The following is a 23,925-nucleotide window of genomic DNA, read 5'->3' as shown; positions in this document are numbered from 1 at the left end:
GCCCGGCGCGACCCCGCCGCAACGCCCGCCGGTTTCCCGGCGCCCCTTGCGGCGGTTCTTCGGCGCCCAGCCCCTCACCCGGGCGCCATCGCGCCGCGCAGGCCTCCAGACGAGGCAGCGCGGCGCCCTCTTTCCCCCTCCCTCTCCGCGTTTTCCCTAGCGCCGCGCTTGCCATTGCGCATTGACAGTGCGCGAAGCCCCTACCGATAATCGGCCCCTTGCCGTCGTGCCCGGCGCCAAAACCCCCTGAGCCCCTTCCAGGCGAGGCCGCCCGCGCGGCTGGCGCAGGCCGGTTTACACGCAGGCGCGATCCGGTTCGTTCCCCATCCGGAGTTGTCACCATGAAGTTGCGTACCACCCTGGCCCTTGCGGCCGCCGCCATTCCCCTGGCCGCCGCCCAAGCCCAGACGCTGAAGATCGGCCTGTCGGCCGAGCCCACCTCGGCGGATCCCCACTACCACAAGATGACGCAGAACGACGCCTTCTCTGCGCACGTCTACAGTTCCCTGGTGGGCCGCAGCGCCGACATGAAGCTGGTTCCGGCCCTGGCCACCTCCTGGAAAACGCTGGACGACCAGACCTGGGAATTCAAGCTGCGCGACGACGTCAAGTTCTCCAACGGCAAGCCGTTCACGTCCGAAGACGTGCTGTTCACCATCTGCCGCACGCTGAACAACGAAACCAACGTGTCGCAGTCCTATATGGACATGACCAAGCGCATCACCGACGTGCAGACGCCGGACGCGCACACCGTCATCATCAAGACCGGCGAACCCTTCCCGCTGATGCCCGCCGAACTGGCGCGTTCGCTGCCCATCGTCTGGAACGGCATCGTCGAACACGGCAAGCTCACGTTCGACCCCAAGAAGGGTTGCGGCGTGACCGGCCCCTGGCCCACCGTGGCCGACTTCAACAACGGCAAGGACGCCATCGGCACCGGCCCGTACACCCTGAAGTCCTACGTCAAGGGCACCGGCATCGAGCTGGTCCGCAATGAAAACTACTGGGGTCCCAAGCCGTACTGGAAGGAAGTGAAGTTCGTGCCGGTGCCGTCGGCCGGCCCGCGCCTGACCGGCCTCTTGTCCGGCGACTTCGACATGATCGAAAACCCCGCCGCCCGCGACCTGCCGCGCCTGAAGGACAACCCCAAGTTCGGTTTCGTCGCCACCCCGTCGACCCGCCTGGTGTTCTTCCAGCCTGACGTGGGCCGCAACCCGAGCCCCTTCGTCAAGAGCGCCGACGGCAAGAACCCGCTGCAGGACCTGCGCGTGCGCAAGGCGATTTCGATGGCCATCGACCGCAAGACCATCACCGCCCGCATCATGGACGGCATGGCCACGCCCGCCTTCCAGTACATGCCCGACGGCATGTTCGGCGCGCTGCCCCAGGCGCCGGAAATCAAGTTCGACCCGGAAGGCGCCAAGAAGCTGCTGGCCGAAGCCGGCTACCCGAACGGCTTTGAACTGACCCTGTCGTCGACCAACGACCGCTACGTCAACGACGGCCAGGTGGCGCAAGCCGTGGCCCAGTACCTGGCCCGCGTCGGCATCAAGACCAATGTGGACGCCATGACGGCCTCCATCTATTTCCCCAAGCGCGCCAAGCGCGAGTTCAGCTTCTCGATGGGCGGCTGGCCGGCGGAAACGGGTGAAGCCTCGGCCCTGTTCCAGCTGTGGGTGGCATCCCTGGATTCCCCCAACAGCCTGGGCACCAGCAACTACGGCGGCTTCAGCAATGCCGACTTCGACAAGGTCTACAAGGAAGCCATCGTGACGGTGGACGCGCCCAAGCGCGAGAAGCTGCTGCAGCAATCCACCCAGATCGCGCTGGACAACGTGCCGCTGATCCCGCTGCACTTCGAAAGCAGCATCTGGGCCTTCCGCAAGGGCATCACCTACGAAGGCCGCCGCGACCAGTACACGCTGGCCACTTCGGTCACGCCCGAAAAGAAGTAATCAGGTCCGCTTGAACGAAGAACGGCTGCCCCAGGGCAGCCGTTTTTTTGCCTGGGCGGAGGACTTCTGCGTCCTTGGCGGACTATGCGGCCGCCCTGCCTTGCAGCGCGTCGTCCAGCTCCCGCGCCAGCAATTCGACAAAGGCCTCGGCCGCTGGCGGCAACACCCGGCCCGGCATGACCTGGATCTGCAGGGTGCGCGATTGCAGCTCGGCATTGGAAATCGGCACGGCGATCAGCTCGTCGCGCCGCAGGCTCCAGGCCACCGAGATATAGCCGCTGAGCATGATGGCGTCCGACCCGAAGACGAAGCCGTGCAGGGGTGAGGAATCGTTGCAGGTCAGCGCTGGCTCCAGCTGCACCGACTCCAGCGCGCAGCCCATCTCGAACAGCTGGCGCGTGGTGGTGCCCGGCCCGGTCAGCGCCAGCGGATACTGGCTGAGATCCTGCAGGCTGACGCTGGCGCGCCCCGCCAGCGGATGGTCGGCCGCCATCACCGCATGCACCGGCGCGCGGCGCGAATAGCGCGGACTGACCCCGCCGATGCGTTCGGCAATGAAGACCATGCCCAGTTCCACGCTGCCTTCGGCCACCCGGCGGCTGACTTCGGCCGGCGACCCCACGTGCAGGTCGAAGCGGATGTTGGGCCAGTCGCGACGAAAACGCGCCATCACCGAGGGCAGGAAGATCCGCGCCACGCCCTCGACCGAGGCCACCCGGATCTCGTTGCGCGCGGCGCCCTTGATGGCGGCGATTTCCTGCAGCACGGAATCGGCTTCCAGCATGGTGCGGCGGGCATGCGCCAGCAGCAGCTGGCCCGCTTCGCTCAGGACCATGCCGCGCGCGGCGCGCTCGAACAGCGGCGCGCCCGCCTCTTCCTCCAGCTTGGCGATCTGCCGGCTGATGGCCGACACCGCCACATGCAGGCGCTCGGACGCGCCGCTCAGGCTGCCCGCCTGGGCTACCTCCAGAAAATACTTCAAGGCGATGCCGTGCACGTCAGCCCTCGCGGTTCTCAGAGAAGGGGAATGGGGAACAAGCTTTGCCTTTTCTGCAAAGCTCGAGATAAATATTCTAATTGTAGAGAAAGCAGCCAAGCTCCTAGAATTCGCCCAATACTCAAAGGCGGCGCGCGCCTGACGCGCCCTATATATAAGGGAAAACCCGTGCTAGCAGCCTGTTTCAGCGCCCGTCGCGCCGCGGCGCCCGCTCATGCCGGCCGCTAGCCGCCCCCCCAGCGCCATCGCCTATACAATCCCGTCGCTTCATCGGAGTTCCCATGCCCACGTCCGCCCCCGCGTCCACACCGCGTCCATTTCTACTTGCCTGTCCGAACTTGTCGGCAGAGCGGGTGGGCAACACGGATACCCCGGGGGTCTGGCATTTCGATTCGGGCGTGCCGGGCAAACGCGTCATGCTGAGCGCGCTGATCCACGGCAATGAACTCTGCGGCGCCTGGGCGCTGAAGGACGCGCTGGCGGCGGGCCTGCGCCCGCGCCGCGGTTCGCTGACGCTGGCGTTCTGCAACCTGGCGGCATTCGATCGCTTCGACCCTGCCAATTACGCGCCCGCGCGCTTCGTCGACGAAGACATGAACCGCGTCTGGAGCGACGACAAGCTGAGCGTGCCGACCAGCCAGGAACGCCGCCGCGCCGCCGAGATCCAGCCCTGGGTCGAGCAGGCCGACTGGCTGCTGGATTTCCATTCGATGAGCAATTCCGACGTGCCGCTGCAGCTGACCGGCATGGAGCAACGCAATATCGACCTGGCGCTGGCCCTGGGCAACCCCGCCACCATCATCGCCGACGCCGGCCACGCCGCGGGCGTGCGCATGCGCGACTATGGCCGCTTCGGCGAAGCCGGCGACAACGGCACCCGTTCCCTGCTGATCGAATGCGGCTTCCATGGCGCGCCCGAAGCGCGCGGCGTGGCTGTCGACCAGATGGCGCGCTTCCTGGTGGAAGCGGGCACGGTGGACCGCGGCGACCTGCCCGCGGATTGGTTCGCCCCCGCCGCGTCCACGCAGCGCGCACTGCGCGTGACGCATGCGATCGCCGCCAAGAGCGCCGATTTCCGCTTCGCCCAACCCTGGAAGGGCCTGGAAACGCTGGCCCGCGCCGGCGACCTGATCGGCTGGTCCGAGGGCGAGCCCGTCGTCACGCCTTATGACGATTGCGTGCTGATCATGCCTTCCACCGCCAATCTGCGGCCCGGCGTGACCGTCGTCCGGCTGGCGCAGCCCATCGCCTGAAGACCCGCGGCGGCCCGCCAGGAACGCCGCCCCGCAAAACACCATAACCAATACAACAAAGGGACAAAATCCATGTCTGCCCAGACGCTCTACCGCAGCATGCTCACGGCCTTCGCCATGGCCGCCTGTACCACCGCGGCCATCGCCCAGGATGCCGCCGGCGTTCTGCGGATCGGCCTGTCGTCCGAGCCGACGTCGATGGATCCGCACTACCACCAGGCCACGCCGAACGATGCGATGACCTCGCACATGTTCGAGACGCTGGTGGGGCAGGATGCCAAGATGAACCTGATCCCGCGCCTGGCCACGGCCTGGAAGCCGGTGGACGACACGACCTGGGAATTCACGCTGCGCGATGGCGTCAAGTTTTCCAACGGCCAGCCCTTCACGGCGCAGGACGTGCTGTTCACTTTCTGTCGCGTGGTCAACAACGAGCAGTCCATCAGCAGCTCGTACCCCTCCATCGTGCAGAAGTTCGCCGACGTGCAGGTGCGCGACGGCAACACGCTGGTGATCAAGACGCGCCAGCCCTATCCGCTGCTGCCCAACGACCTGACCCGCATGGGCATGCTGTGGAACGGCATCGCAGAACATGGCCCGATCAGCTTCGACCTGAAGAACAAGTGCGGCGTCACCGGCTCCTGGCCTACCGTGGCCGACTTCAACACCGGCCGCTCCGTGATCGGCACCGGGCCCTACACGCTCAAGAGCTACGTCAAGGGCACCGCCATCGAACTGACGCGCAACGACGCCTACTGGGGCGCTAAGCCGGCATGGAAGGACGTAAAGCTGGTGCCGGTGCCTGCCGCTGGCCCGCGCCTGACCGGCCTCTTGGCGGGCGACTTCGACCTGATCGAAAATCCCGCCGCGCGCGACGTGAAGCGCATTTCGGAAACGCCGGGTTTCGGCCACGTCATCACCCCGTCGGTGCGCGTGGTGTATTTCCAGCCCGACGTGGCGCGCAATCCCAGCCCTGGCGTGAAAGCCGCGGACGGCAAGAACCCGCTGCAGGACGTGCGCGTGCGCCGCGCCATTTCCATGGCCATCGACCGCAAGACCATCGCCGACCGCATCATGGACGGCGCCGCCACGCCGGCCAACCAGTTCCTGCCTGACGGCATGTTCGGCACCCTGCCCAACCCGCCCGCGCTGAAGTACGACCCGGCCGCCGCCAAGAAGCTGCTGGCCGAAGCCGGCTACCCGAATGGCTTCGAGCTGACCGTCTCATCCACCAACGACCGCTACATCAACGATGCGCAGGTCACGCAGGCAGTGGCGCAATACCTGTCGCGCGTGGGCATCAAGACCACCGTCGACACCATGACGCGCTCGGTCTACTTCCCCAAGCGCGCCAAGCGCGAGTTCAGCTTCGCCATGGGCGGCTGGTCGTCGGAAACCGGCGAGGCCTCGTCCTTCCTGCAATACTGGGTCAGCGCGTTCGACAAGGAACACGGCCTGGGCACCAGCAACTACGGCGGCTATGACAACCCCGAGTTCGACCGCGTGTTCAAGCGCGCCCTCGTCACCGTGGACCCGGCCGCGCGCGAAAAGCTGCTGCAGGAATCGCTGACGCTGGCGTTGGCCGACCTGCCCAGCATTCCCCTGCATTTCGAAAGCAGCATCTGGGCGTTCCGCAAGGGACTGACCTATGAAGGCCGCGCCGACCAGTACACCCTGGCCATGTCGGCCAAGCCCGCCAAGTAAGACCCTACGCGGCGCCCGCAAACCCTGAGCCCACCAAGGAAATAATCTCGTGGCCTTGTTCATCCTACGCAGACTGATACAGAGTCTGTTCGTGCTGCTGGCCGTTTCGGTCGTGGTCTTCTTCGCGGTCTATGCCGTGGGCGATCCGATCGAACTGCTGGTCAGCCCCGAAGCCAGCCAGGCCGCACGCGAGGCGATGATCGCCCGCCTGGGCCTGGACCTGCCGGTATGGCAGCAATACACAGGATTCCTGTGGCGCGCGCTGCACGGCGACCTGGGCACATCCTTCGTGCACGGCATCCCCGCCATCGAGCTGATCGTGCAGCGCATCCCCGCCACGTTCGAGCTGGTGGTGGTCGCCATCATGCTGACCTGTGTGTTCGGCATTCCGCTGGGGCTGATCGCGGGCCTGTACCGCGACCAGCCGCTGGGCCGCGGCATCATGGCCACTTCGGTGCTGGGCTTTTCGCTGCCGAACTTCTGGCAAGGCATGATGCTGATCCTGCTGTTCGCGGTATGGCTGGGCTGGCTGCCCGCCACCGGCCGCGGCGACACGGTCACCGTGCTGGGCGTGCCGCTGTCCATCCTGACTGCCGATGGCTGGTCGCACCTGATCATGCCGGCCATCAACCTGGCGCTGGCCAACATCGCCCTGGTGCTGCGCCTGACCGCGTCCGGCGTGGTCGAGGCCCGCAGCCAGGACTACGTGAAGTTCGCGCGCGCCAAGGGCGTCAAGCCCGGCCGCATCGTGCGCCGCCACATCCTGCGCAACATCCTGATCCCCGTGGTCACCGTGATCGGCATGGAGTTCGGCACCCTCATCGCCTACTCCACCATCACCGAAACCGTGTTCGCCTGGCCGGGCATGGGCAAGCTGCTGATCGACAGCGTCTACCAGCTGGACCGCCCGGTCGTGGTGGCCTACGTGATGCTGGTCACCCTGATCTTCGTGATCATCAACCTGGTTGTGGACATCCTGTACGCCACGCTCGATCCGCGCGTGCAGCTCGTGACTCCCGCTCAATAATCCGCCATGGCTCAAACTCCGAATCCCGGCCGCACCCGCACCGTCCAGCCCCTGGCTGAGACGCCCCAGCGCGCCTCCATCCTGAAGAAACTGCACGCGCGCCCGACGGTGCGCGGCTCCGTCATCGCGCTGACCATCCTGATCGTCCTGGTGGTCTTCGCGCCTTTCTTCGCGCCGCAGAATCCCTACGACCTCGCCAACCTTTCGCTGATGGACGGCCGCCTGGCGCCGCGCCAGGCGCTGATGGACGGCAGCATCGCCTGGCTCGGCACCGACGACCAGGGCCGCGACATGCTCAGCGCCATCCTGTATGGCCTGCGCATCAGCCTGATGGTGGGCCTGTCCGCCGTGGTCCTGGCCACCGCCGTGGGCGGCGCCATCGGCCTGGTGGCCGCTTATGTCGGCGGCGTGGTCGATACCGTGCTCATGCGCATCGTCGACTTCATCCTGGGCTTTCCGACCATCCTGGTGGCGCTGGTGCTGCTGGTGGTGCTGGGGCGAGGGGTCGACAAGGTGATCCTGGCGTTGGTGCTGGTGCAGTGGGGGCATTACGCCCGCATCATGCGCAGCCGCGCCCTGCAGGAACGCCGCAAGGAATACGTGGAAGCCGCCGCCAACCTGGGCTTCCCCGCCTGGCGCATCATGCTGTTCCACCTGCTGCCCAACTGCCTGGGCCCCGTCATGGTGTTCGCCACCATCCAGATCGCGACCGCGATCGCGCTGGAAGCCACGCTGTCGTTCCTGGGCGTGGGCGTGCCCATCACCGAACCGTCGCTGGGCCTGCTGATTTCCAACGGTTTCCAGTACCTGCTGTCGGGCGACTACTGGATCAGCCTGTTCCCGGGCATCGCCCTGCTGGTGCTGATCCTCTCCATCAACATCGTGGGCGACCGCCTGCGCGAAAGCCTGGACCCGAAGAGATGAGGCCCACCCCCGAAGCGCTGCGCGCTTCCCCCTCAAGGGGGCATGCCTGCGGACCGGCAAAGCCGGCTCCGCGGCATCCCGATGGAGCTATCTCCATTACATGCGCCGCGGTTGGCGCAATGGGCAACTGAAATGAGCGAAAACATTCTTGAGGTGCGCGGCCTGCGCACCGCATTCCATACCGAAGCCGGCGCGTGGCTGGCAGTCGACGGCGTCGACCTGACCGTGCGCCGCGGCGAGATCGTCGGCCTGGTCGGCGAATCGGGTTCCGGCAAATCCGTCACCGGCTTTTCGCTCCTGGGCCTGATCGACCCGCCCGGGGAAGTGGTGGACGGCGAAGTGAAGTTCAAGGGCACGGACCTGCGCAAGCTGAGCGAAGAGCAGATGCGCCAGTTGCGCGGCAACCGCATCGCCATGATCTTCCAGGATCCCCTGATGACGCTCAATCCGGTGCTGCGCATCGGCGAGCAGATGATGGAAGCCATCCTGACCCACGAAGACGTGCCGCGCGCCGAAGCCGAGGAACGCTGCCGCGAGGCGCTGGCCATGGTCGGCATTCCTTCGCCCGAAAAGCGCCTGAAGAGCTATCCGCACGAATTCTCGGGCGGCATGCGCCAGCGCGTGGCGATCGCGATCGCCATGCTGAACAAGCCCGACCTGATCATCTGCGACGAGCCGACCACGGCGCTGGACGTCACCATCCAGGGCCAGATCCTCTACCGCATGCAGGAGATCTGCCGCGAGCACAACACCGCGCTGATCTGGATCACCCACGACCTGGGCGTGGTGGCTGAACTGGCCGACCGCGTGGCCGTGATGTACGCAGGCCGCATCGTCGAAAGCGGCCCGGTCGAAGAAGTGCTGGACGCGCCGCGCCACCCCTACACCAAGGGCCTGCTGGATTCGATGCCCGGCGCCACCCAGCCCGGCGCGCGCCTGCACCAGATCAACGGCATGGCGCCCAGCCTCGCCGGCCGCCCCTCGGGCTGTCCGTTCCGCCCGCGCTGCACCAGCGCGGTCACGCGTTGCACCGAACAAGCCCCCACTGTCACCACCGAAGGCGCGCGCAACTACCGCTGCTACGTGCCGATTACCCGCGAGGCCCAGCCGGTATGAGCCAAGCCGATACTCCCGTCATCGAGCTCAAGAACGTCCACAAGCGCTTCGAGCAGCGGCCCGACCTGGCCCAGCGCATCCTGGCCCTGACCGGCCGTCCCATCGACCGCCGCACCGTGTATGCGGTCAACGGCGTGGACCTGTCCATCAAGCGCGGCGAAGTCGTGGGCCTGGTCGGCGAATCCGGCTGCGGCAAGTCCACGCTGGGCCGCGTCGTTGCCGGCCTGCATGGCCAGACTGAAGGCCAGCTGCTGTACCAGGGCCAGGAAGCCCGCCGCCTGCGCGGCGCCGACAAGCTGGCCTATACGCTGGGCGTGCAGATGATCTTCCAGGATCCGCAGGCCTCGCTGAATCCGCGCCAGCGCCTGCGCCAGATCCTGGGCGAATCGCTCAAGGTCCACAAACTGGCGCCCGCCGCCCAGATTCCCGCGCGCATCGACCAGGCGCTGAAGGAAGTGGGCCTGGACCCCGAGTACCGCGACCGCTTCCCGCACCAGATCTCGGGCGGCCAGCGCCAGCGCATCGGCATCGCGCGTGCGCTGATGGTGGCGCCGAAGTTCCTGGTCTGCGACGAGCCCGTGGCCGCGCTGGACGTGTCGATCCAGGCGCAGGTGATCAACCTGTTCATGGACCTGCGCGAACAGCACGGCTTCACCTACCTGTTCATCAGCCATGACCTGGGCGTGGTCAAGCACATCTCCGACCGCGTGGCGATCATGTACCTGGGCAAGATCGTGGAAATCTCCACGTCGGCCGAGATCTTCGCGCGCGCCAACCATCCCTACACCCAGGCCCTGATGGCCGAGGTGCCGGACGTGGGCCGCCGCGGCCGCAAGTTCACGCCGATCAAGGGCGAGATCCCGTCGCCGCTGAATCCGCCGCCGGGCTGTACCTTCAATCCCCGCTGCCCCCACGCCATGCCGCGCTGCCGCGAGCAGGCGCCGGTCCTGAAAGAAATCTCGGCAGGCCATTGGTCGGCCTGCCACCTGAATGAGGCGAACGCCTGATGAAACCCTCCGAGATGTCCAACGTCGACCGCATCGCCATCGAACTGGGCCATGCCGGCCGCAACGCCATCCTGTATGTGGACGAGGACCGCAACTCCGACCGCCCCTTCAAGCTGCAGACCTACCGCCCCTACGGCTACACGCCCGACATGCCGGTGGTCATCGTGCAGCACGGCGTGCTGCGCAACGGCGACGAGTACCGCGATTTCTGGGTGGAAGCCGCCGACAAGCACAAGCTGCTGATCGTGGCCCTGACCTTCTCCAACGAGATCTGGCCCGGCGTGGAAAGCTACAACAACGGCCGCGTGTTCTCGGCCGGCGGCAATCCGCGCCACATCGACGGCTGGACCTACGCGTTGGTGGGCAATGTCATCAAGGACCTGATCGCCGGCGAAATCACCGACGGCCAGAACGTCTACCTGTTCGGCCACTCCGCCGGCGGCCAGTTCGTGCACCGCCTGATGAGCAGCCAGTCGCACGCGCCGTTCAAGGCCGTGACTGCCGGCAACCCGGGCTGGTACACGCTGCCCACGTTCGACTATCCCTTCCCCGAAGGCATGGACGGCGTAGGCATGACGGAAGACCACCTGGTGAAGCTGCTGGCCTACCCGATGACCATCCTGGCGGGCGACCAGGACATCGCCACCGACGACCCCAACCTGCCGTCCGAGCCCGCCGCCATGCGCCAGGGCCCGCACCGTTTCGCACGCGCGCAGAACTACTTCGAGTTCGGGCGCAAGGAAGCCGAGCGCCGCGGCGTGCCGTTCGGCTGGAAGCTGCAGGTCGTACCGGGCATCGGCCACGACGGCCGCGCCATGTCCGCCGTCTGCGCCAGCCTCTGGTTCGACGGCAAGATGCCCGACGCCGCCGAACTGGCCCGCCTGGCCGGCCAGCAGGTCGCCTGACCGCCCCCACTTTCTTCGTTGCAGATATCCGATACCGTCATGTCCAACACCCAGAGCACTGAACAGATCGTCGCCGGCATCAAGAGCTGGCTGCAATGCGAATCGCCCTCGAACTTCCCCGAGGGCATCGCCGCCATGGCGCGCATCATCGCCGACTACGCCGCGGCCGCCGGCCTGACGGTGGAGCTATCGTCCCTGGGCCCGACCACGGGTCCGCTGCTGTACGCGACCAACCGCGCCCCCGGCGACACGCGCCCCGGCATCCTGATCCTGGCGCACATGGACACGGTGCATCCGGTGGGCACGCTGCTGGAGAACCCGGTGCGCATCGAAGGCGACCGCCTCTATGGGCCGGGCGGCTACGACATGAAGGCCGGCATCTACCTGGCGCTGACGGCGCTGTCCGGCCTGGCGCGCCCCGGCGCGACCCAGCTGCCGGTGGACTTTCTGGTGGTGCCCGACGAAGAAACCGGCAGCCACGCGTCGCGCGCGCACATCGAGCGCTTTGCCGCCAACGCCAAGTACGCGCTGGTCTGCGAACCCGCCCGCCCCAACGGCGGCAAGTGCGTCACAGCGCGCAAGGGCACCGGCATGCTGAACCTGAACGTCAAGGGCCGTCCGGCCCATGCCGGCATGCAGCATGAGAAGGGCCGCAGCGCCATCCGCGAAATGGCCCATCAGGTGCTGGCGCTGGAAGCCATGACCGACTATGACCGCGGCATCACCGTGAGCGTCGGCACCATCGCCGGCGGCACCGTGACCAACACCGTGCCAGCGCTGTGCCGCTGCGTGGTCGACTTCCGCGTGCCCGACATGGGCGCCGCCGAAGACGTGCTGCGCCGCATGCGCGAGCTGTGCGCCGTGGGTCCGGACGTGGAACTGGACATCGATGTGGAGCTGAACCGTCCGCCCATGGTGAAGACCGAAGCCGCCGCCGATCTGCTGGCGCTGGTGCAGGGCTATGCCGAACGCGCCGGCTTCCTGCTGGAAGACGCGCCCATGACGGGCGGCGGCAGCGACGCCAACTTCACGTCCGCCATGGGCATCCCGACGCTGGACGGCCTGGGCGCCGACGGCGACGGCGCGCACACCTTGAACGAGTACATCCTGGTTTCGACGCTGGAACAGCGCATGAAATTCTGGGAACTGCTGCTGAAAGAACTGGCGTAAACAGTCCTTGCCGCCACCGATAGCCGTGCGCCGGCGGCTGCTGGCGCCGGCGTTCGCCATGCAGGTCCTGTTCGCGGCTGGCGCAGCGCACGCGCACGCCGGACAGGCCGAACCGGACCGCAGCCTGCTGGCCGACCGTCCGGCCCGTCCCGCGCCGGCCCAGCCGGGCTGGCTCGTCGTCGTCGACAATTGGCAAACGCTGGAAGGCGGCGCCAACACGGCCCGCATCAAGCAACGCACCACCGGCCTGTATGGCGGCGGCGAATTCGACGCGGGCGCCGGCTGGCGGCTGGGCGGCGCGCTGGGCGCCACCCGCAGCCGCGTCCGCATCGACGCGGCCGATGCGCGGGTGGACGTATACAGCTATACCGCGGGGCTCTACGGCAAGAAGTCGTTCGACGCCGGCCCCGGCAAGCTGAACCTGCTGACGGCCGCCTCCTACACCTGGCACGACATCGACACCCGGCGGCATTTCGAGATGCCCGGCATCGCCCGGCAGACCTTGACCGCCGACTTCAGTGCCTACACCGCGCAGGCCTTTTCGGAACTGGGCTACGAGCTGGCGCTGTCGGAAAGCGCGACCATCGAGCCATTCGCGGGCCTGGCGGTGCGCAACGTGCGCACGCGCAGCTTCAGCGAATCGGGCGGATTCACCGCGCTCTCGGCCGACGCGGGACGGATCCGGCAGACCACCACCACGCTGGGCCTGCGCGGCCAGACCGGCTTCGCGGTCGGCCCCACCTTCGGCAGACTGCACGCGACACTGGGCTGGCGCCGCGCCTTTGGCGACGTACAACCGGAAACCACCCTGGTGCTGGACGGCGGCAGCGTGCTGACGGTCGCCGGCGCGCCCATCGCCCGGTCCGCCGCGCTGGCGGGCGCCGGCCTGGAAATCGCCGTGTCGCGCTCGGCCGTCATCGGCCTGGCCTACGGCGGCCAGTATGGCGGCGGCAACCGCGAACACACCGGGTCGCTGAGCCTGCGCTGGGCCTTCGGCAGCCTCTGAAAACCGCGGCCCTTTCGCCTTAGAATTACGCACCCAGACTGCGCACTTCCTCTTTCATCATGGCCGATTCCCCCAAGCCCCTCAGCGCCATCGCCTATGGCGTCGCCACGCTGGCCGCCGACGGCGCCATCCTGGATACCTGGTATCCGCGTCCCTCGCTGGCCGACAACTCGCCGGCCACCGGCACCCGCCACCTGTCGCCCGAGGAAGCCCGCGCCGCGCTGGGCGAACATGTGCCCACCGCCCTGGTCCGCGACACCCGCCGCAAGGTCGACATCGTCGCCGTGCGTACCGCGATCTCGTCGCTGGACGAACCGCCGGTCGATGCGCACGACGCCTATCTGCGCCTGCACCTGCTCAGCCACCGGCTGATCCGTCCGCACGACGCCAACCTGGACGGCCTGTTCAACGTGCTGGCCAACGTCGCCTGGACGTCGGCCGGGCCCTGCGCGGTGGATCAGGTGGATGCGCTGCGCTGGCATCTGCGCGCCTCCGGACAGATCCTGGAAATCCGCGGCGTGGACAAGATTCCCCGCATGACCGACTACGTCATGCCCAGCGGCGTGCGCATCGCCGACACCGCGCGCGTGCGCCTGGGCGCGCATCTGTCGCCCGGCACCACGGTGCTGCATGAAGGTTTCTGCAATTTCAACGCCGGCACGCTGGGCGCGTCCATGGTCGAAGGCCGCATCAGCGCCGGCGTCATCGTCGACGACGGCAGCGACATCGGCGGCGGCGCATCCATCATGGGCACCATGTCCGGCGGCGGCAAGCAGGTGGTATCCATCGGCAAGCGCTGCCTGCTGGGCGCCAACTCGGGCATAGGAATTTCGCTGGGCGACGACTGCGTGGTGGAAGCCGGCTGCTACGTCACCGCCGGCACGCGCGTGCTGACGCCGGAAGGCGCGGTGGTGAAGGCCACCTCGCTGGCGGGTCAGCAAGGCCTGCTGTTCCGCCGCAATTCGCAGACCGGCGCCGTGGAGTGCCTGGTGCGCACCGCCGCCTGGGGCACGCTGAATCCGGCCCTGCATACGGGCCACTGAAGCCCGGCCCGGCTCAGGCCCCCGGCGGCACCGGCACGAACGGATAGTGCGCCACCGTGCCGCCGCCCGCGATGATGGCGGTGGCTTCGGGCACTTCCTCCCAGGCGCCGGGCATCTCGGTCAAGGGCTCCGACAGCAGCAGGAATGCGTCGTCATCCAGCGCCGCGATCTGCGGATTGTCGGGATATAGCTGGCGCAGATGGCGCACGCAGGTGTTGTGGAACAGCGTGCGTGAATCGGCCTCGCTGGAATAGCGCACGGCGATCAGCCGCTGGCCGTCCAGCGCGCACACCGTCATGTTGATGGGCTGCGCCACGCCATGCCGCCTGCCCGTCTCTTCCACCGCGCCCACCATGCGGGCCAGCGCCGCCAGCGGGTCTTCCTCCAGGCCGAAGCTCAAAGCCAGCAGGAACATCACCTCGGAATCCGTCGACCCTTCCAGCGAGCCGAAATAGGCCGGCGCGATCATCAGCATCAGGTCGCGCCTGAGCAACGGATAGTCGCGGATGACGCCGTTGTGCACGAACAGCCACTGGCCGTGGCGAAACGGATGGCAGTTGGTTTCCTGCGCGGGCGTGTCGGTGGCGGCGCGGATGTGCGCCACGAACAGCGGCGCGTGGATCGCGCGCGCCGCTTCCCGCAGATTGCGGTCGTTCCAGGCCGGATGCACGCTGCGGTAGCGGAACGGCGGCTCCAGCGGCCGGCCTTCGTGCTGACGGCCATACCAGCCCAGCCCGAAGCCGTCGCCATTGGTAGTGGTAGCGCCCAGCCGCGAGTGCAGGCTCTGGTCGATCAGGGAGTGCTTGGCCTTGAACAGCACGCTCTCCATCTGTATGGGACTACCGGTATAAGCCAGCCAGCGACACATGGCGCGCTCCTTCGATCCACGGAATTGCCGCGCCCCGGACGGCGGGGCGGGCGCAGTCCAGTGTAGGAGCAGGCCGCGGCTTTCCACAAGCCGCCGCCCCGCCCCTATTTCTTCAGCAACGCCTTGAGCATGGCCATGCGCTCCTTGGGATTCATTGCGGCGGTGGCCGCGTCTTCCTGCATGCGCACATCGCCCAGGCCCATTTCCTCGATGAAGCGCGAAGGCTCGCGCACCAGGTCTTCGCGCGCGCGGCGGCGGCGCTTGCACCAGCTCAGGTTCAGGCTGCGCTGCGCGCGCGTGATGCCCACGTACATGAGCCGGCGCTCTTCCTGGATGCGCGAAGCCAGGTTCTCGGCCGCGCGCGCCGGATCGCCGACTTCGTCATCCTTGCCCAGGTGCGGCAGCAAGCCTTCCTCGACGCCCGCGAGGTACACGTGCGGATACTCCAGCCCCTTGGAAGCATGCAGGGTGGACATCTTCACCGCATCGGGCTCTTCTTCCTCGCCGCGCTCCAGCATGGTGACCAGCGCCACATGCTGCACCAGGTCGAAGAGCGTCATGTTGTCTTCTTCGGCCTTGCGCTTGAGCCATCCGGTCAGCTCCAGCACGTTCTGCCAGCGCGTCTGCGCGGGCCGCTCTTCGAACAGCTCGTACAGATGGCGTTCGTACTGGATGGCTTCCAGCAGATCGTCCAGCAGCACGCCCGCGGGCTCGGACGGCGCGGCGTCCTTCGCATCGGCCGCGCCACGGCCCGCGCGCCATTGCATGCGGCGGATGAACTCGGTGAAGGTGCGCAGCGGCTCCAGCTGCCGTGGCGCCAGCAGGCTTTCCAGGCCGGTCTCGGCCACTGCCGCCAGCAGCGACAGCTCGCGGCTTGCGGCGTACTGCCCCAGCGTCTGCAAGGTGGCCTGGCCGATGCCGCGCTTGGGCGTGGTGGCCGCGCGGATGAAGGCCGGATCGTCGTCGTCGTTGGCCAGGATGCGCAGATAGGCCAGCACGTCGCGCACTTCGGTCTTGTCGAAGAAACTCTGCCCGCCCGAGATCGTGTACGGGATCTTCAGGTTGCGCAGCGCCTGTTCCAGGATGCGCGACTGATGATTGCTGCGGTACAGGATGGCAAAATCCTTCCACTGCGCCTGGCGCTCGAAGCGCGAAGCCGACACCTTCATGGCGATGGATTCGGCCTCCTGCTCCTCGCCGTCCATGGCCGATACCAGGATGGGTTCGCCCACGCCCAGATCGGACCACAGCTTCTTGTCGAACAGCTTGGGGTTCTTTTCAATCACCTGGTTTGCGGCCGCCAGGATGCGCTGCACCGACCGGTAGTTCTGCTCCAGCTTGATGAGCTTGATGTTGGGGTAGTCGGTGGTCAGCTTGGCCAGGTTCTCGATGGTTGCGCCACGCCAGGCGTAGATCGCCTGGTCGTCATCGCCCACCGCCGTGAACATGGCGCGCGAACCCGTCAGGAGCTGCACCAGGCGGTACTGGCACACGTTGGTGTCCTGGTATTCGTCCACCAGCAGATAACGCACGCGGTTCTGCCAGCGGGTGCGCACTTCTTCGTTGTTGGCCAGCAGCAGCGCGGGGATGCGGATCAGGTCGTCGAAGTCCACCGCCTGGTAGGCGGCCAGCGTGGCGGCGTAGCTGCGGTAGACGTTGGCCGCCTCCACGTCGGCCGGCGTGATGGCTTCACGCGCGGCATCGTCCGGCTCCATCAAGCCGTTCTTCCACAGCGAGATGATGCCCTGCACGTGGCGCAGGCGAGCCTTGTCGGTCGTGTTCAAGAGTTCCTGGATGATGGCCATCGCATCGTCGGCGTCCAGGATCGAAAACGTCGGCTTCAGGCCCGCGTTGCGCGCCTCCTCGCGCAGCATCTTCACGCCCAGCGAATGGAAGGTGCTGATGATCAGGCCCTTGGACAGCTTGCGATCCACCAGGGTCTTCACGCGTTCGTCCATCTCGCGCGCGGCCTTGTTGGTGAAGGTCAGCGCCACCACGTTGCGCCCCATATAGCCGCACTCGCGCAGCAGGTAGGCGATCTTCTGCGTGATCACGCGCGTCTTGCCGCTGCCGGCGCCGGCCAGCACCAGGCAGGGGCCGTCCAGGTACAGCACCGCTTCGCGTTGAGCGGGGTTCATGCCTTGGGCTATAGGTTCGCTGGCGGACATTCGAGTCAGGTGATCATGCATCGCGGCGGCCGCATTGAAGCTGCGGCCAGCAAGCACGAAGCTTGCGGCCGCCCGTCAGCGGGCCGGTAACACGCGAGAAAAAGGGGACGGGCGCAGCCGCCACGGCGGGCCTGCCGCGCCGGCGCGATAGAGGAGAAAGATCATAGAACAATCGGATCGACGGCGCATTGGCCCCGGCCGCAGCCGATCAGATTTCCAGCGGATCGACTTCCAGTTGCCAGCGCACGCGGGCCTCGTTGGCCAGGTACGGCAGGTGGTGCGACCAGGACGCCAGGAAGGCCTGCAAAGCCGGCCGGCTGCTGCTTTCCGCCAGCAACTGGGCGCGCTCGATATTGGCCACGCGCACCACGCGCAGCGGCACCGGGTCGTACAGCATGATGGCGTCCAGGCCTGGAAAATCGGCCGCCCATTCACCCTCGGGCAAGGCCCGCGCCCGCTCCAGGAATTCCAGCGCCACCTTCAGCTCGCGCGCCTCCGCGGTCAGCAGGGCCTGGTAAACGAAAGGCGGCAGGCCGGTGCTTTCCCGCTCGTGCAGGGCATGGCGGGCAAAGCCCGCGTAGTCATGCCGCAGCAGCGCCTGATAGACCGGCTGCTCGGGGTAGTTGGTCTGTATCAGCACCTCGCCGTTGCCTTGATGGCGGCCGGCGCGGCCCGCCACCTGCATCAACTGCGCGAACAGGCGCTCGGGCGCGCGGAAGTCATGCGCGAACAACATGGAATCCGCATTCAGCACGCCCACCAATCCCAGGCGCGCGAAGTCGTGGCCCTTGGCCACCATCTGCGTGCCCACCAGGATGTCCACCTCGCCGGCATGCACCGAGGCGAACAGCGCTTCGGCGCTGCCCTTCTTGCGCGTGCTGTCGGCGTCGATGCGCAGGATGCGCGCCTCGGGAAACAATTCCGCCAGATGTTCTTCCACCCGCTGCGTGCCGCGCCCCATGGGCGCCAGGTCCTGGTCGCCGCATTCGGGACAAGCGCGCGGCACCGGGGCCTGGTAGCCGCAGTGATGGCACTGCAGGCGATGGCCGCGGCCGTCGGTACGGTGCAGGACGGTAAATGCAGTGCAGCGCGGGCAATTGCTGACCCACGCGCAGGACTGGCAATGCAGCACCGGCGAATAGCCGCGGCGGTTCAGGAAGATGAGGGACTGTTCCTTGCGTTCCAGGCGCTGTCCGATGGCATCCAGCAGTTGCGGCGACATGCCCTGCGTCAGTTGCAGGCGCCGCGTGTCGATCAGGCGCATGGACGGCAGGCTGCTGGCGCGCGCCCGGCCCGGCAGGGTCAGGCGCAGGTAGCGCCCGCGCTCGGCATGCTGCCAAGTCTCCAGGGACGGCGTGGCCGACCCCAGCACTACTGGAATATTCAGGTCATGGGCGCGCCACACCGCCAGGTCGCGCGCCGAATAGCGCAAGCCGTCCTGCTGCTTGTAGGACGCGTCGTGCTCCTCGTCCACCACGATCAGGCCCAGCTGGCTCAAGGGCGCGAACACCGACATGCGCGTGCCCAGCAGCATGCGGGCCTCGCCGCGCTGGGCGCGGGTCCAGGCCTGCAAGCGTTCGCCATCGGACAGGCCGCTATGCATGACGGCCAGACCGTCCGGTCCAACGAGTGCCTCCAGGCGCGCGCGCAGCGCGCCTTCGAGCTGCGGCGTCAGGTTGATTTCGGGCACCATCAGCAACACCTGGCGTCCCGCCGCCAGCACCCTTTCGGCCGCGCGCAGGTACACCTCGGTCTTGCCGCTGCCCGTCACCCCGTGCAGCAACACGGGCTTGAACCCGTCCAGCGCGCCTATGGCGTCCACCGCCTCGCGCTGGGCGTCGTTGAGCTCCGGCGGCTGGTCGGCCTGGGCCGGCGCGCGCGCCGTCTTGCGCTTGCGCCCGTCCAGGCGCGCCACGGGTCCGCCCGCCGAGCGCTTGCCCTGGTAGGCCGTGGGCTTGCGCAGCGGCGGCGGCAGCGTGGGCAGCATCACCTCGCCCAGCGGCCGCTGGTAGTAGTCAGCGGCAAAGCGGGCCAGGCGCAGCCAGTCCTCGTCGAAGGGCGGCAGGTCATCCAGCACCTCTTCGATCGGCCGGATCTGCTTGGGGTCGAAGGACGGCTCCGCCGGGTTGTCCACCACAACGCCGATCAGCTTGCGGCGGCCGAACGGCACGATGACCCGCAGGCCCACCGTCACCGGCGCGTCGCTGCGGTAGTCGAACGGACCCGGCAGGGGCACGTCCAGCGCCACCCGCACCCAGCAGACCGCGGGGGTCGTGTTCGACAGCGTTTCAGACATGGGTGCTAGGACGGAGCATGTAGAAGGATGATCCCGGATGATGCCGGCGCGCTCCATTTTCCGCCTGTGGATAACTTTGGGGAAAAGGCAGGAGCAACATCGGAAATTGGAATTTGACAAGATTGCGCAAACTTGCGAAATCTTGTTGAAAACTCTCATTTCACCATTTAAAACAATGACTTATGATAGCTTCCGAGATTGTAAACTAGCATCTAAAGGGTTTTCCCCGAGGGCAATCTTGCTGTGCACAAGTGTCATCAGGGACCCTCCTGCTCCGGCCCTGTAGACCGAAGCGTCCACTCACTTACCCTCGCAGCGAACGGCTGTGCTGGTGGACTTCATCAACCAATTCGGCTACGGCTTCTGGCGGAGTAAAGCGGGATATGCCGTGGCCCAGGTTGAACACGTGGCCGCCCTTGCCGACCGGTCCGAACGCGTCCAGCACGCGCCGCGCCTCGGCACGGATGGCGGGTCCGCCACCGAACAAGGCCATGGGGTCGAGGTTGCCCTGGAACGCGACCGAGTCCCCGGTGCGGCGCCGCGCGGCGGCCAGATCCACCGTCCAGTCCAGGCCCACGGCATCGGCGCCGCAAGCAGCGATCTGTTCCAGCCACTGGCCGCCGCCCTTGGTGAAGACAATGGCCGGCACGCGGCGGCCTTCGTGTTCGCGGGTCAGCCCGGCCACGACCTTGCGGGTGTAGGCCAGCGAGAACTGCTGGAACAGCCCGTCGGCCAGCACGCCGCCCCAGCTGTCGAACAGCATCACGGCTTGGGCGCCGGCGGCGATCTGCGCGTTCAAGTACTGCAACGTGGCTTCGGCGTTGATTTCGAGGATGCGGTGCAGCAGGTCGGGACGCGCATACAGCATCGTCTTGATCAGGCGATAGTCGTCGCTGCCCTGGCCTTCCACCATGTAGCAAGCGATGGTCCAGGGGCTGCCGGCAAAGCCGATCAGCGGCACCTTGCCGTCCAGGTCGCGCCGGATCGTACGCACGGCATCGAATACATAGCGCAGCTTGTCCATGTCCGGCACTTCCAGGCGCGCCACGTCTTCTTCGGTACGCACCGGACGGGCGAAGCGCGGACCCTCGCCTTCGGCGAAGTCCAGGCCCAGGCCCATGGCGTGCGGCACCGTCAGGATGTCCGAGAACAGAATGGCCGCATCCAGGTCGAAACGCTCCAGCGGCTGCAGCGTGACTTCCGAGGCGTAGTCCGGGTTCTGAGCGAGGCCCATGAAGGAACCTGCGCGGGCCCGCGTCTGGCGGTATTCAGGCAGGTAGCGGCCGGCCTGGCGCATCAGCCAGATCGGGGTATAGGGCACGGGCTCGCGCAGCAGCGAGCGCAAGAACACATCGTTCTTCAGTACGGAAGCAGACACGACTATCCTCGATGATCGGAAGCCGTGATTTTACTTCCCCTGGCTGACAAGTCGCAGCCAGGCTCTGCGCCGGCCTTGCCGGCGCGCAAGCGGGGCGCTTTCAGGGGCAAGGCGGCGCGCGCGGCGCCCCGCCCGCTGGCCGTGCGTCGACCGACCGCCGGCAGGTCCGTCGCTTCAGGCCCCCCGCTCCTGCGCGGCCTGCCGGTACGGCGCCGCCTCGATGCCGTGCTTGCGCATCAGCGCCCAGAACGCCCGCCGGTGCTTGCAGCAAGCCCGCGCCGCCTGCGCCACGTTGCCGCCATGGCGCGACAGCGCAAGCCGGATATAGTCGCGCTCGAAGCCGTCCACCACCCGCGCCTTCGCGATGCGGAAGGATTCATGCGCAGGCCGCGGATGCGGTTTGCGCATGCCCGACAAGGTTTGCTCTACCAGATCCTGTGGCACCCGGGCGTGCAACGCAGCGAGCCTCGGCGCCCCGTCCGCGCCCAGTTCCATCCGCGCCTCGCGATAAGCCGTCGTGGGCTCGCGGATATCCGCCCGCGCCGCGCCACGCCCGTGCGCCGCGCCGGCCAGGCGGCCAAGCCGCACCCGCATGCTTTCCAGGCAGGCCGGCTGCATGATGAAATCCGACGCGCCCAGGCTCAGCAGGTCTTCGATCGCGGGCGCCTTCACATCGGAGATCAGCAACAGCACCGGCGTGCTCAATGCGCTGCCCGCCTGTTGCAGCGCCATGCGCGTCCAGGCGAGCGATGACGGCGCCACCGGCAGAATGCAGCAGTCGTAGCGCCTGAGCGCCACCGCCAGCCGGGCCAGCGCCTGCACGTCCGCTTCCTGGCTGTCGGCATGCGCGTCGGCGTCGGTCTGCGCGCCTGACACGGCATCGCGCGCCGCCATGCCCGCGGTCGCATAGCGCACCGGACTCAGCGACACCAGATGGAGCCGCACGCGCGTCTGCCTGGCCGGGTGCAGCGCGACCAGATCGCGCATCGGCCCATCATGGCCGGGCGCCAGCAATACCCCGCAATCCAGGACTTCTCGCACGCTTCCCCCTACGCTTGACTAGGAAGATTGAAGGCTACTGTTGCAACCGGCGTGCAGCTATTCGTAGTGATCGCATTGCGGCCCGCCCAAAGGACGGCGGACCTTCACTCGGCAATGACAAAAACAGGCATGAAAAAAGCGGCCCTGAGGCCGCTTCTTTCGATTCCGGGGCGAACCCCGGGGCACAGCTTCGCCGCTTAGTGCGAACGGCCGCCTTGGCGCAGCTTGCGCGCCGCGATGGCTTGCGCAGCCAGCATGGCGAGTTCCGCTTCGACCACGGCGATGTCCGCCTTGTCCTTGGCGTTGGCCAGGGCCTGTTCGGCCTTCTGGCGCGCTTCCAGGGCGCGGGCTTCGTCCAGGTCGGCGGCACGGATAGCCGTGTCGGCCAGAACCGTCACGCTGCCCGGCTGCACTTCCAGAATGCCCCCGGCGACGAAGATGTTTTCCTCGCCTTGGTCGGCACGAACGATCTTGACCGTCCCGGGGCGTATGCGCGAAATCAGCGGGGTGTGGCCGGGCAGAATGCCCAGTTCACCCGCTTCGCCAGGCAGCACCACGAACTTCGCCTCACCGGAGAAGATCGCTTCCTCTGCGCTGACGACATCCACATGCAGGGTAGCCATATCGGTTCCTTATTGCAGTTTCTTGGCCTTCTCGAAGGCCTCGTCGATCGAGCCGACCATGTAGAAGGCCTGTTCCGGCAGCGCATCGCACTCGCCGTTCACGATCATCTTGAAACCACGGATGGTTTCGGCCAGCGGAACGTACTTGCCGGGCGAACCGGTGAACACTTCTGCAACGTGGAACGGCTGCGACAGGAAGCGCTGGATCTTACGGGCGCGGGCCACGGCCTGCTTGTCTTCCGGCGACAGTTCGTCCATGCCCAGAATCGCGATGATGTCGCGCAGTTCCTTGTAGCGCTGCAGCGTTTGCTGCACGCCACGGGCCACGGCGTAGTGCTCTTCGCCCACGACTTGCGGGTCGAGCTGGCGGCTGGACGAATCCAGCGGGTCCACGGCCGGGTAGATACCCAGGGCGGCGATGTCACGCGACAGCACGACGGTGGAGTCCAAATGCTGGAAGGTCGTGGCAGGCGACGGGTCGGTCAAGTCGTCCGCAGGGACGTACACGGCCTGGATCGAGGTGATCGAGCCGGTCTTGGTCGACGTGATGCGCTCTTGCAGCTTGCCCATTTCTTCGGCCAGCGTGGGCTGGTAGCCCACTGCCGACGGCATACGGCCCAGCAGTGCCGACACTTCGGTACCGGCCAGGGTGTAGCGGTAGATGTTGTCCACGAAGAACAGGATGTCGCGGCCTTCGTCGCGGAACTTCTCGGCCATGGTCAGGCCGGTCAGCGCCACGCGCAGACGGTTGCCCGGGGGTTCGTTCATCTGACCGAACACCATCGCAACCTTGTCCAGAACGTTCGACTCTTCCATTTCGTGGTAGAAGTCGTTGCCTTCGCGGGTACGCTCGCCCACGCCGGCGAACACCGACAAGCCGCTGTGCTGCTTGGCGATGTTGTTGATCAGTTCCATCATGTTGACGGTCTTGCCCACGCCGGCGCCGCCGAACAGGCCGACCTTGCCGCCCTTGGCGAACGGGCAAACCAGGTCAATAACCTTGATGCCGGTTTCCAGCAGTTCCACCGACGGCGACAGCTCGTCGAAACGGGGAGCCGCTTGGTGAATGCCACGCTTTTCGTCGTGCTGGATCGGGCCGGCTTCGTCGATGGGACGACCCAGCACGTCCATGATGCGGCCCAGCGTGCCGGTGCCGACGGGCACCGAGATCGGGGCGCCCGTGCCGGTGACCTTCATGCCGCGGCGCAGGCCGTCGCTGGAGCCCAGCGCAATGGTACGCACCACGCCGTCGCCCAGCTGTTGCTGCACTTCCAGCGTCAGACCCTTTTCGGCGAACGAGGAACCCTCGTCGGCCAGGGTAAGCGCTTCGTAGATCTTGGGCATTTGATCGCGGGGGAACTGAATATCCACCACGGCGCCGATGCACTGAACGATGGTTCCGTTGCTCATGTCGATTCCTTGCTTGATAGCTTTTGACGGGATG

Annotated in this window: 19 protein-coding genes; 11 read left to right on the top strand and 8 right to left on the bottom strand. The window is 67.0% G+C overall.

Translation table 11 applies throughout. The features are described from left to right. Positions 1 to 341 precede the first annotated feature (341 nt). Positions 342 to 1,955, top strand: coding sequence for an ABC transporter substrate-binding protein (locus tag IB257_RS09545; protein WP_054455157.1), 1,614 nt, complete (start codon positions 342 to 344; stop codon positions 1,953 to 1,955). Positions 1,956 to 2,037: 82 nt separating this feature from the next. Here IB257_RS09545 and IB257_RS09540 read toward each other — a convergent pair whose 3' ends face one another. Next, positions 2,038 to 2,952 carry a LysR family transcriptional regulator gene (locus IB257_RS09540; RefSeq protein ID WP_054455159.1) on the bottom strand — a complete coding sequence of 305 codons (915 nt, stop codon included), beginning with the start codon at positions 2,950 to 2,952 and terminating at the stop codon, positions 2,038 to 2,040. Between the two features lie 281 nt (positions 2,953 to 3,233). Between IB257_RS09540 and IB257_RS09535 the strand changes: the two genes are divergently transcribed. From IB257_RS09535 to dapD, 10 genes are all read left to right on the top strand, one after another. Continuing rightward, entirely contained in the window at positions 3,234 to 4,205 is a 972-nt protein-coding gene (locus IB257_RS09535; protein WP_054455161.1) for a succinylglutamate desuccinylase/aspartoacylase family protein, read from the top strand. Between the two features lie 72 nt (positions 4,206 to 4,277). Next, positions 4,278 to 5,909 carry an ABC transporter substrate-binding protein gene (locus IB257_RS09530; protein WP_119452134.1) on the top strand — a complete coding sequence of 544 codons (1,632 nt, stop codon included), beginning with the start codon at positions 4,278 to 4,280 and terminating at the stop codon, positions 5,907 to 5,909. Between the two features lie 49 nt (positions 5,910 to 5,958). Continuing rightward, on the top strand, positions 5,959 to 6,936 hold the full coding sequence (locus IB257_RS09525; RefSeq protein ID WP_054455165.1) for an ABC transporter permease: 978 nt from the start codon (positions 5,959 to 5,961) through the stop codon (positions 6,934 to 6,936). A gap of 6 nt (positions 6,937 to 6,942) precedes the next feature. After that, positions 6,943 to 7,860, top strand: coding sequence for an ABC transporter permease (locus tag IB257_RS09520; protein WP_125473640.1), 918 nt, complete (start codon positions 6,943 to 6,945; stop codon positions 7,858 to 7,860). Positions 7,861 to 7,992: 132 nt separating this feature from the next. Continuing rightward, positions 7,993 to 8,976: an ABC transporter ATP-binding protein gene (locus tag IB257_RS09515; protein WP_175161204.1), complete on the top strand. Its 984-nt coding sequence runs from the start codon at positions 7,993 to 7,995 to the stop codon at positions 8,974 to 8,976. Beyond that, complete coding sequence (locus IB257_RS09510) at positions 8,973 to 9,983, top strand: ABC transporter ATP-binding protein (RefSeq protein ID WP_013391145.1); 1,011 nt, start codon at positions 8,973 to 8,975, stop codon at positions 9,981 to 9,983. The genes IB257_RS09515 and IB257_RS09510 overlap by 4 nt, the downstream gene beginning before the upstream one ends. Further along, positions 9,983 to 10,888, top strand: coding sequence for an alpha/beta hydrolase (locus tag IB257_RS09505; RefSeq protein ID WP_125473301.1), 906 nt, complete (start codon positions 9,983 to 9,985; stop codon positions 10,886 to 10,888). The genes IB257_RS09510 and IB257_RS09505 overlap by 1 nt, the downstream gene beginning before the upstream one ends. A gap of 39 nt (positions 10,889 to 10,927) precedes the next feature. Beyond that, positions 10,928 to 12,058: a M20 family metallopeptidase gene (locus IB257_RS09500; RefSeq protein ID WP_054455173.1), complete on the top strand. Its 1,131-nt coding sequence runs from the start codon at positions 10,928 to 10,930 to the stop codon at positions 12,056 to 12,058. 7 nt (positions 12,059 to 12,065) lie between these two features. Further along, on the top strand, positions 12,066 to 13,064 hold the full coding sequence (locus tag IB257_RS09495; protein WP_225588864.1) for an autotransporter outer membrane beta-barrel domain-containing protein: 999 nt from the start codon (positions 12,066 to 12,068) through the stop codon (positions 13,062 to 13,064). A gap of 59 nt (positions 13,065 to 13,123) precedes the next feature. After that, on the top strand, positions 13,124 to 14,107 hold the full coding sequence (gene dapD, locus IB257_RS09490; RefSeq protein WP_054455175.1) for a 2,3,4,5-tetrahydropyridine-2,6-dicarboxylate N-succinyltransferase: 984 nt from the start codon (positions 13,124 to 13,126) through the stop codon (positions 14,105 to 14,107). 13 nt (positions 14,108 to 14,120) lie between these two features. On the opposite strand, the gene IB257_RS09485 is transcribed toward dapD, so the two are convergent. From IB257_RS09485 to atpD, 7 genes are all read right to left on the bottom strand, one after another. Further along, the gene (locus IB257_RS09485) at positions 14,121 to 14,975 is read right to left on the bottom strand and encodes a class II glutamine amidotransferase (RefSeq protein ID WP_192492222.1); all 855 of its coding nucleotides are present in this window, start codon (positions 14,973 to 14,975) and stop codon (positions 14,121 to 14,123) included. A gap of 104 nt (positions 14,976 to 15,079) precedes the next feature. Next, on the bottom strand, positions 15,080 to 17,143 hold the full coding sequence (locus IB257_RS09480; protein WP_054455179.1) for a UvrD-helicase domain-containing protein: 2,064 nt from the start codon (positions 17,141 to 17,143) through the stop codon (positions 15,080 to 15,082). A gap of 208 nt (positions 17,144 to 17,351) precedes the next feature. After that, on the bottom strand, positions 17,352 to 19,439 hold the full coding sequence (locus IB257_RS09475; RefSeq protein ID WP_192492221.1) for a primosomal protein N': 2,088 nt from the start codon (positions 19,437 to 19,439) through the stop codon (positions 17,352 to 17,354). Between the two features lie 304 nt (positions 19,440 to 19,743). After that, positions 19,744 to 20,817 (bottom strand): uroporphyrinogen decarboxylase, encoded by a 1,074-nt coding sequence (hemE, locus tag IB257_RS09470; protein ID WP_054455182.1) that lies wholly within the window; start codon positions 20,815 to 20,817, stop codon positions 19,744 to 19,746. Between the two features lie 174 nt (positions 20,818 to 20,991). Further along, complete coding sequence (locus tag IB257_RS09465; protein WP_192492532.1) at positions 20,992 to 21,804, bottom strand: helix-turn-helix domain-containing protein; 813 nt, start codon at positions 21,802 to 21,804, stop codon at positions 20,992 to 20,994. A 251-nt stretch (positions 21,805 to 22,055) separates the two neighbouring features. Then, positions 22,056 to 22,481 (bottom strand): F0F1 ATP synthase subunit epsilon, encoded by a 426-nt coding sequence (locus IB257_RS09460; protein WP_013391134.1) that lies wholly within the window; start codon positions 22,479 to 22,481, stop codon positions 22,056 to 22,058. Between the two features lie 9 nt (positions 22,482 to 22,490). Then, the gene (gene atpD / locus IB257_RS09455; RefSeq protein ID WP_054455184.1) at positions 22,491 to 23,891 is read right to left on the bottom strand and encodes a F0F1 ATP synthase subunit beta; all 1,401 of its coding nucleotides are present in this window, start codon (positions 23,889 to 23,891) and stop codon (positions 22,491 to 22,493) included. Positions 23,892 to 23,925: the final 34 nt, after the last annotated feature.

Source organism: Achromobacter sp. ACM03 (assembly GCF_014851665.1).
Classification (GTDB): Bacteria; Pseudomonadota; Gammaproteobacteria; order Burkholderiales; family Burkholderiaceae_B; genus Achromobacter; species Achromobacter aegrifaciens.
Note: the sequence above shows the minus strand (reverse complement) of the source record. Positions and strands in the feature narration are given on the sequence as shown.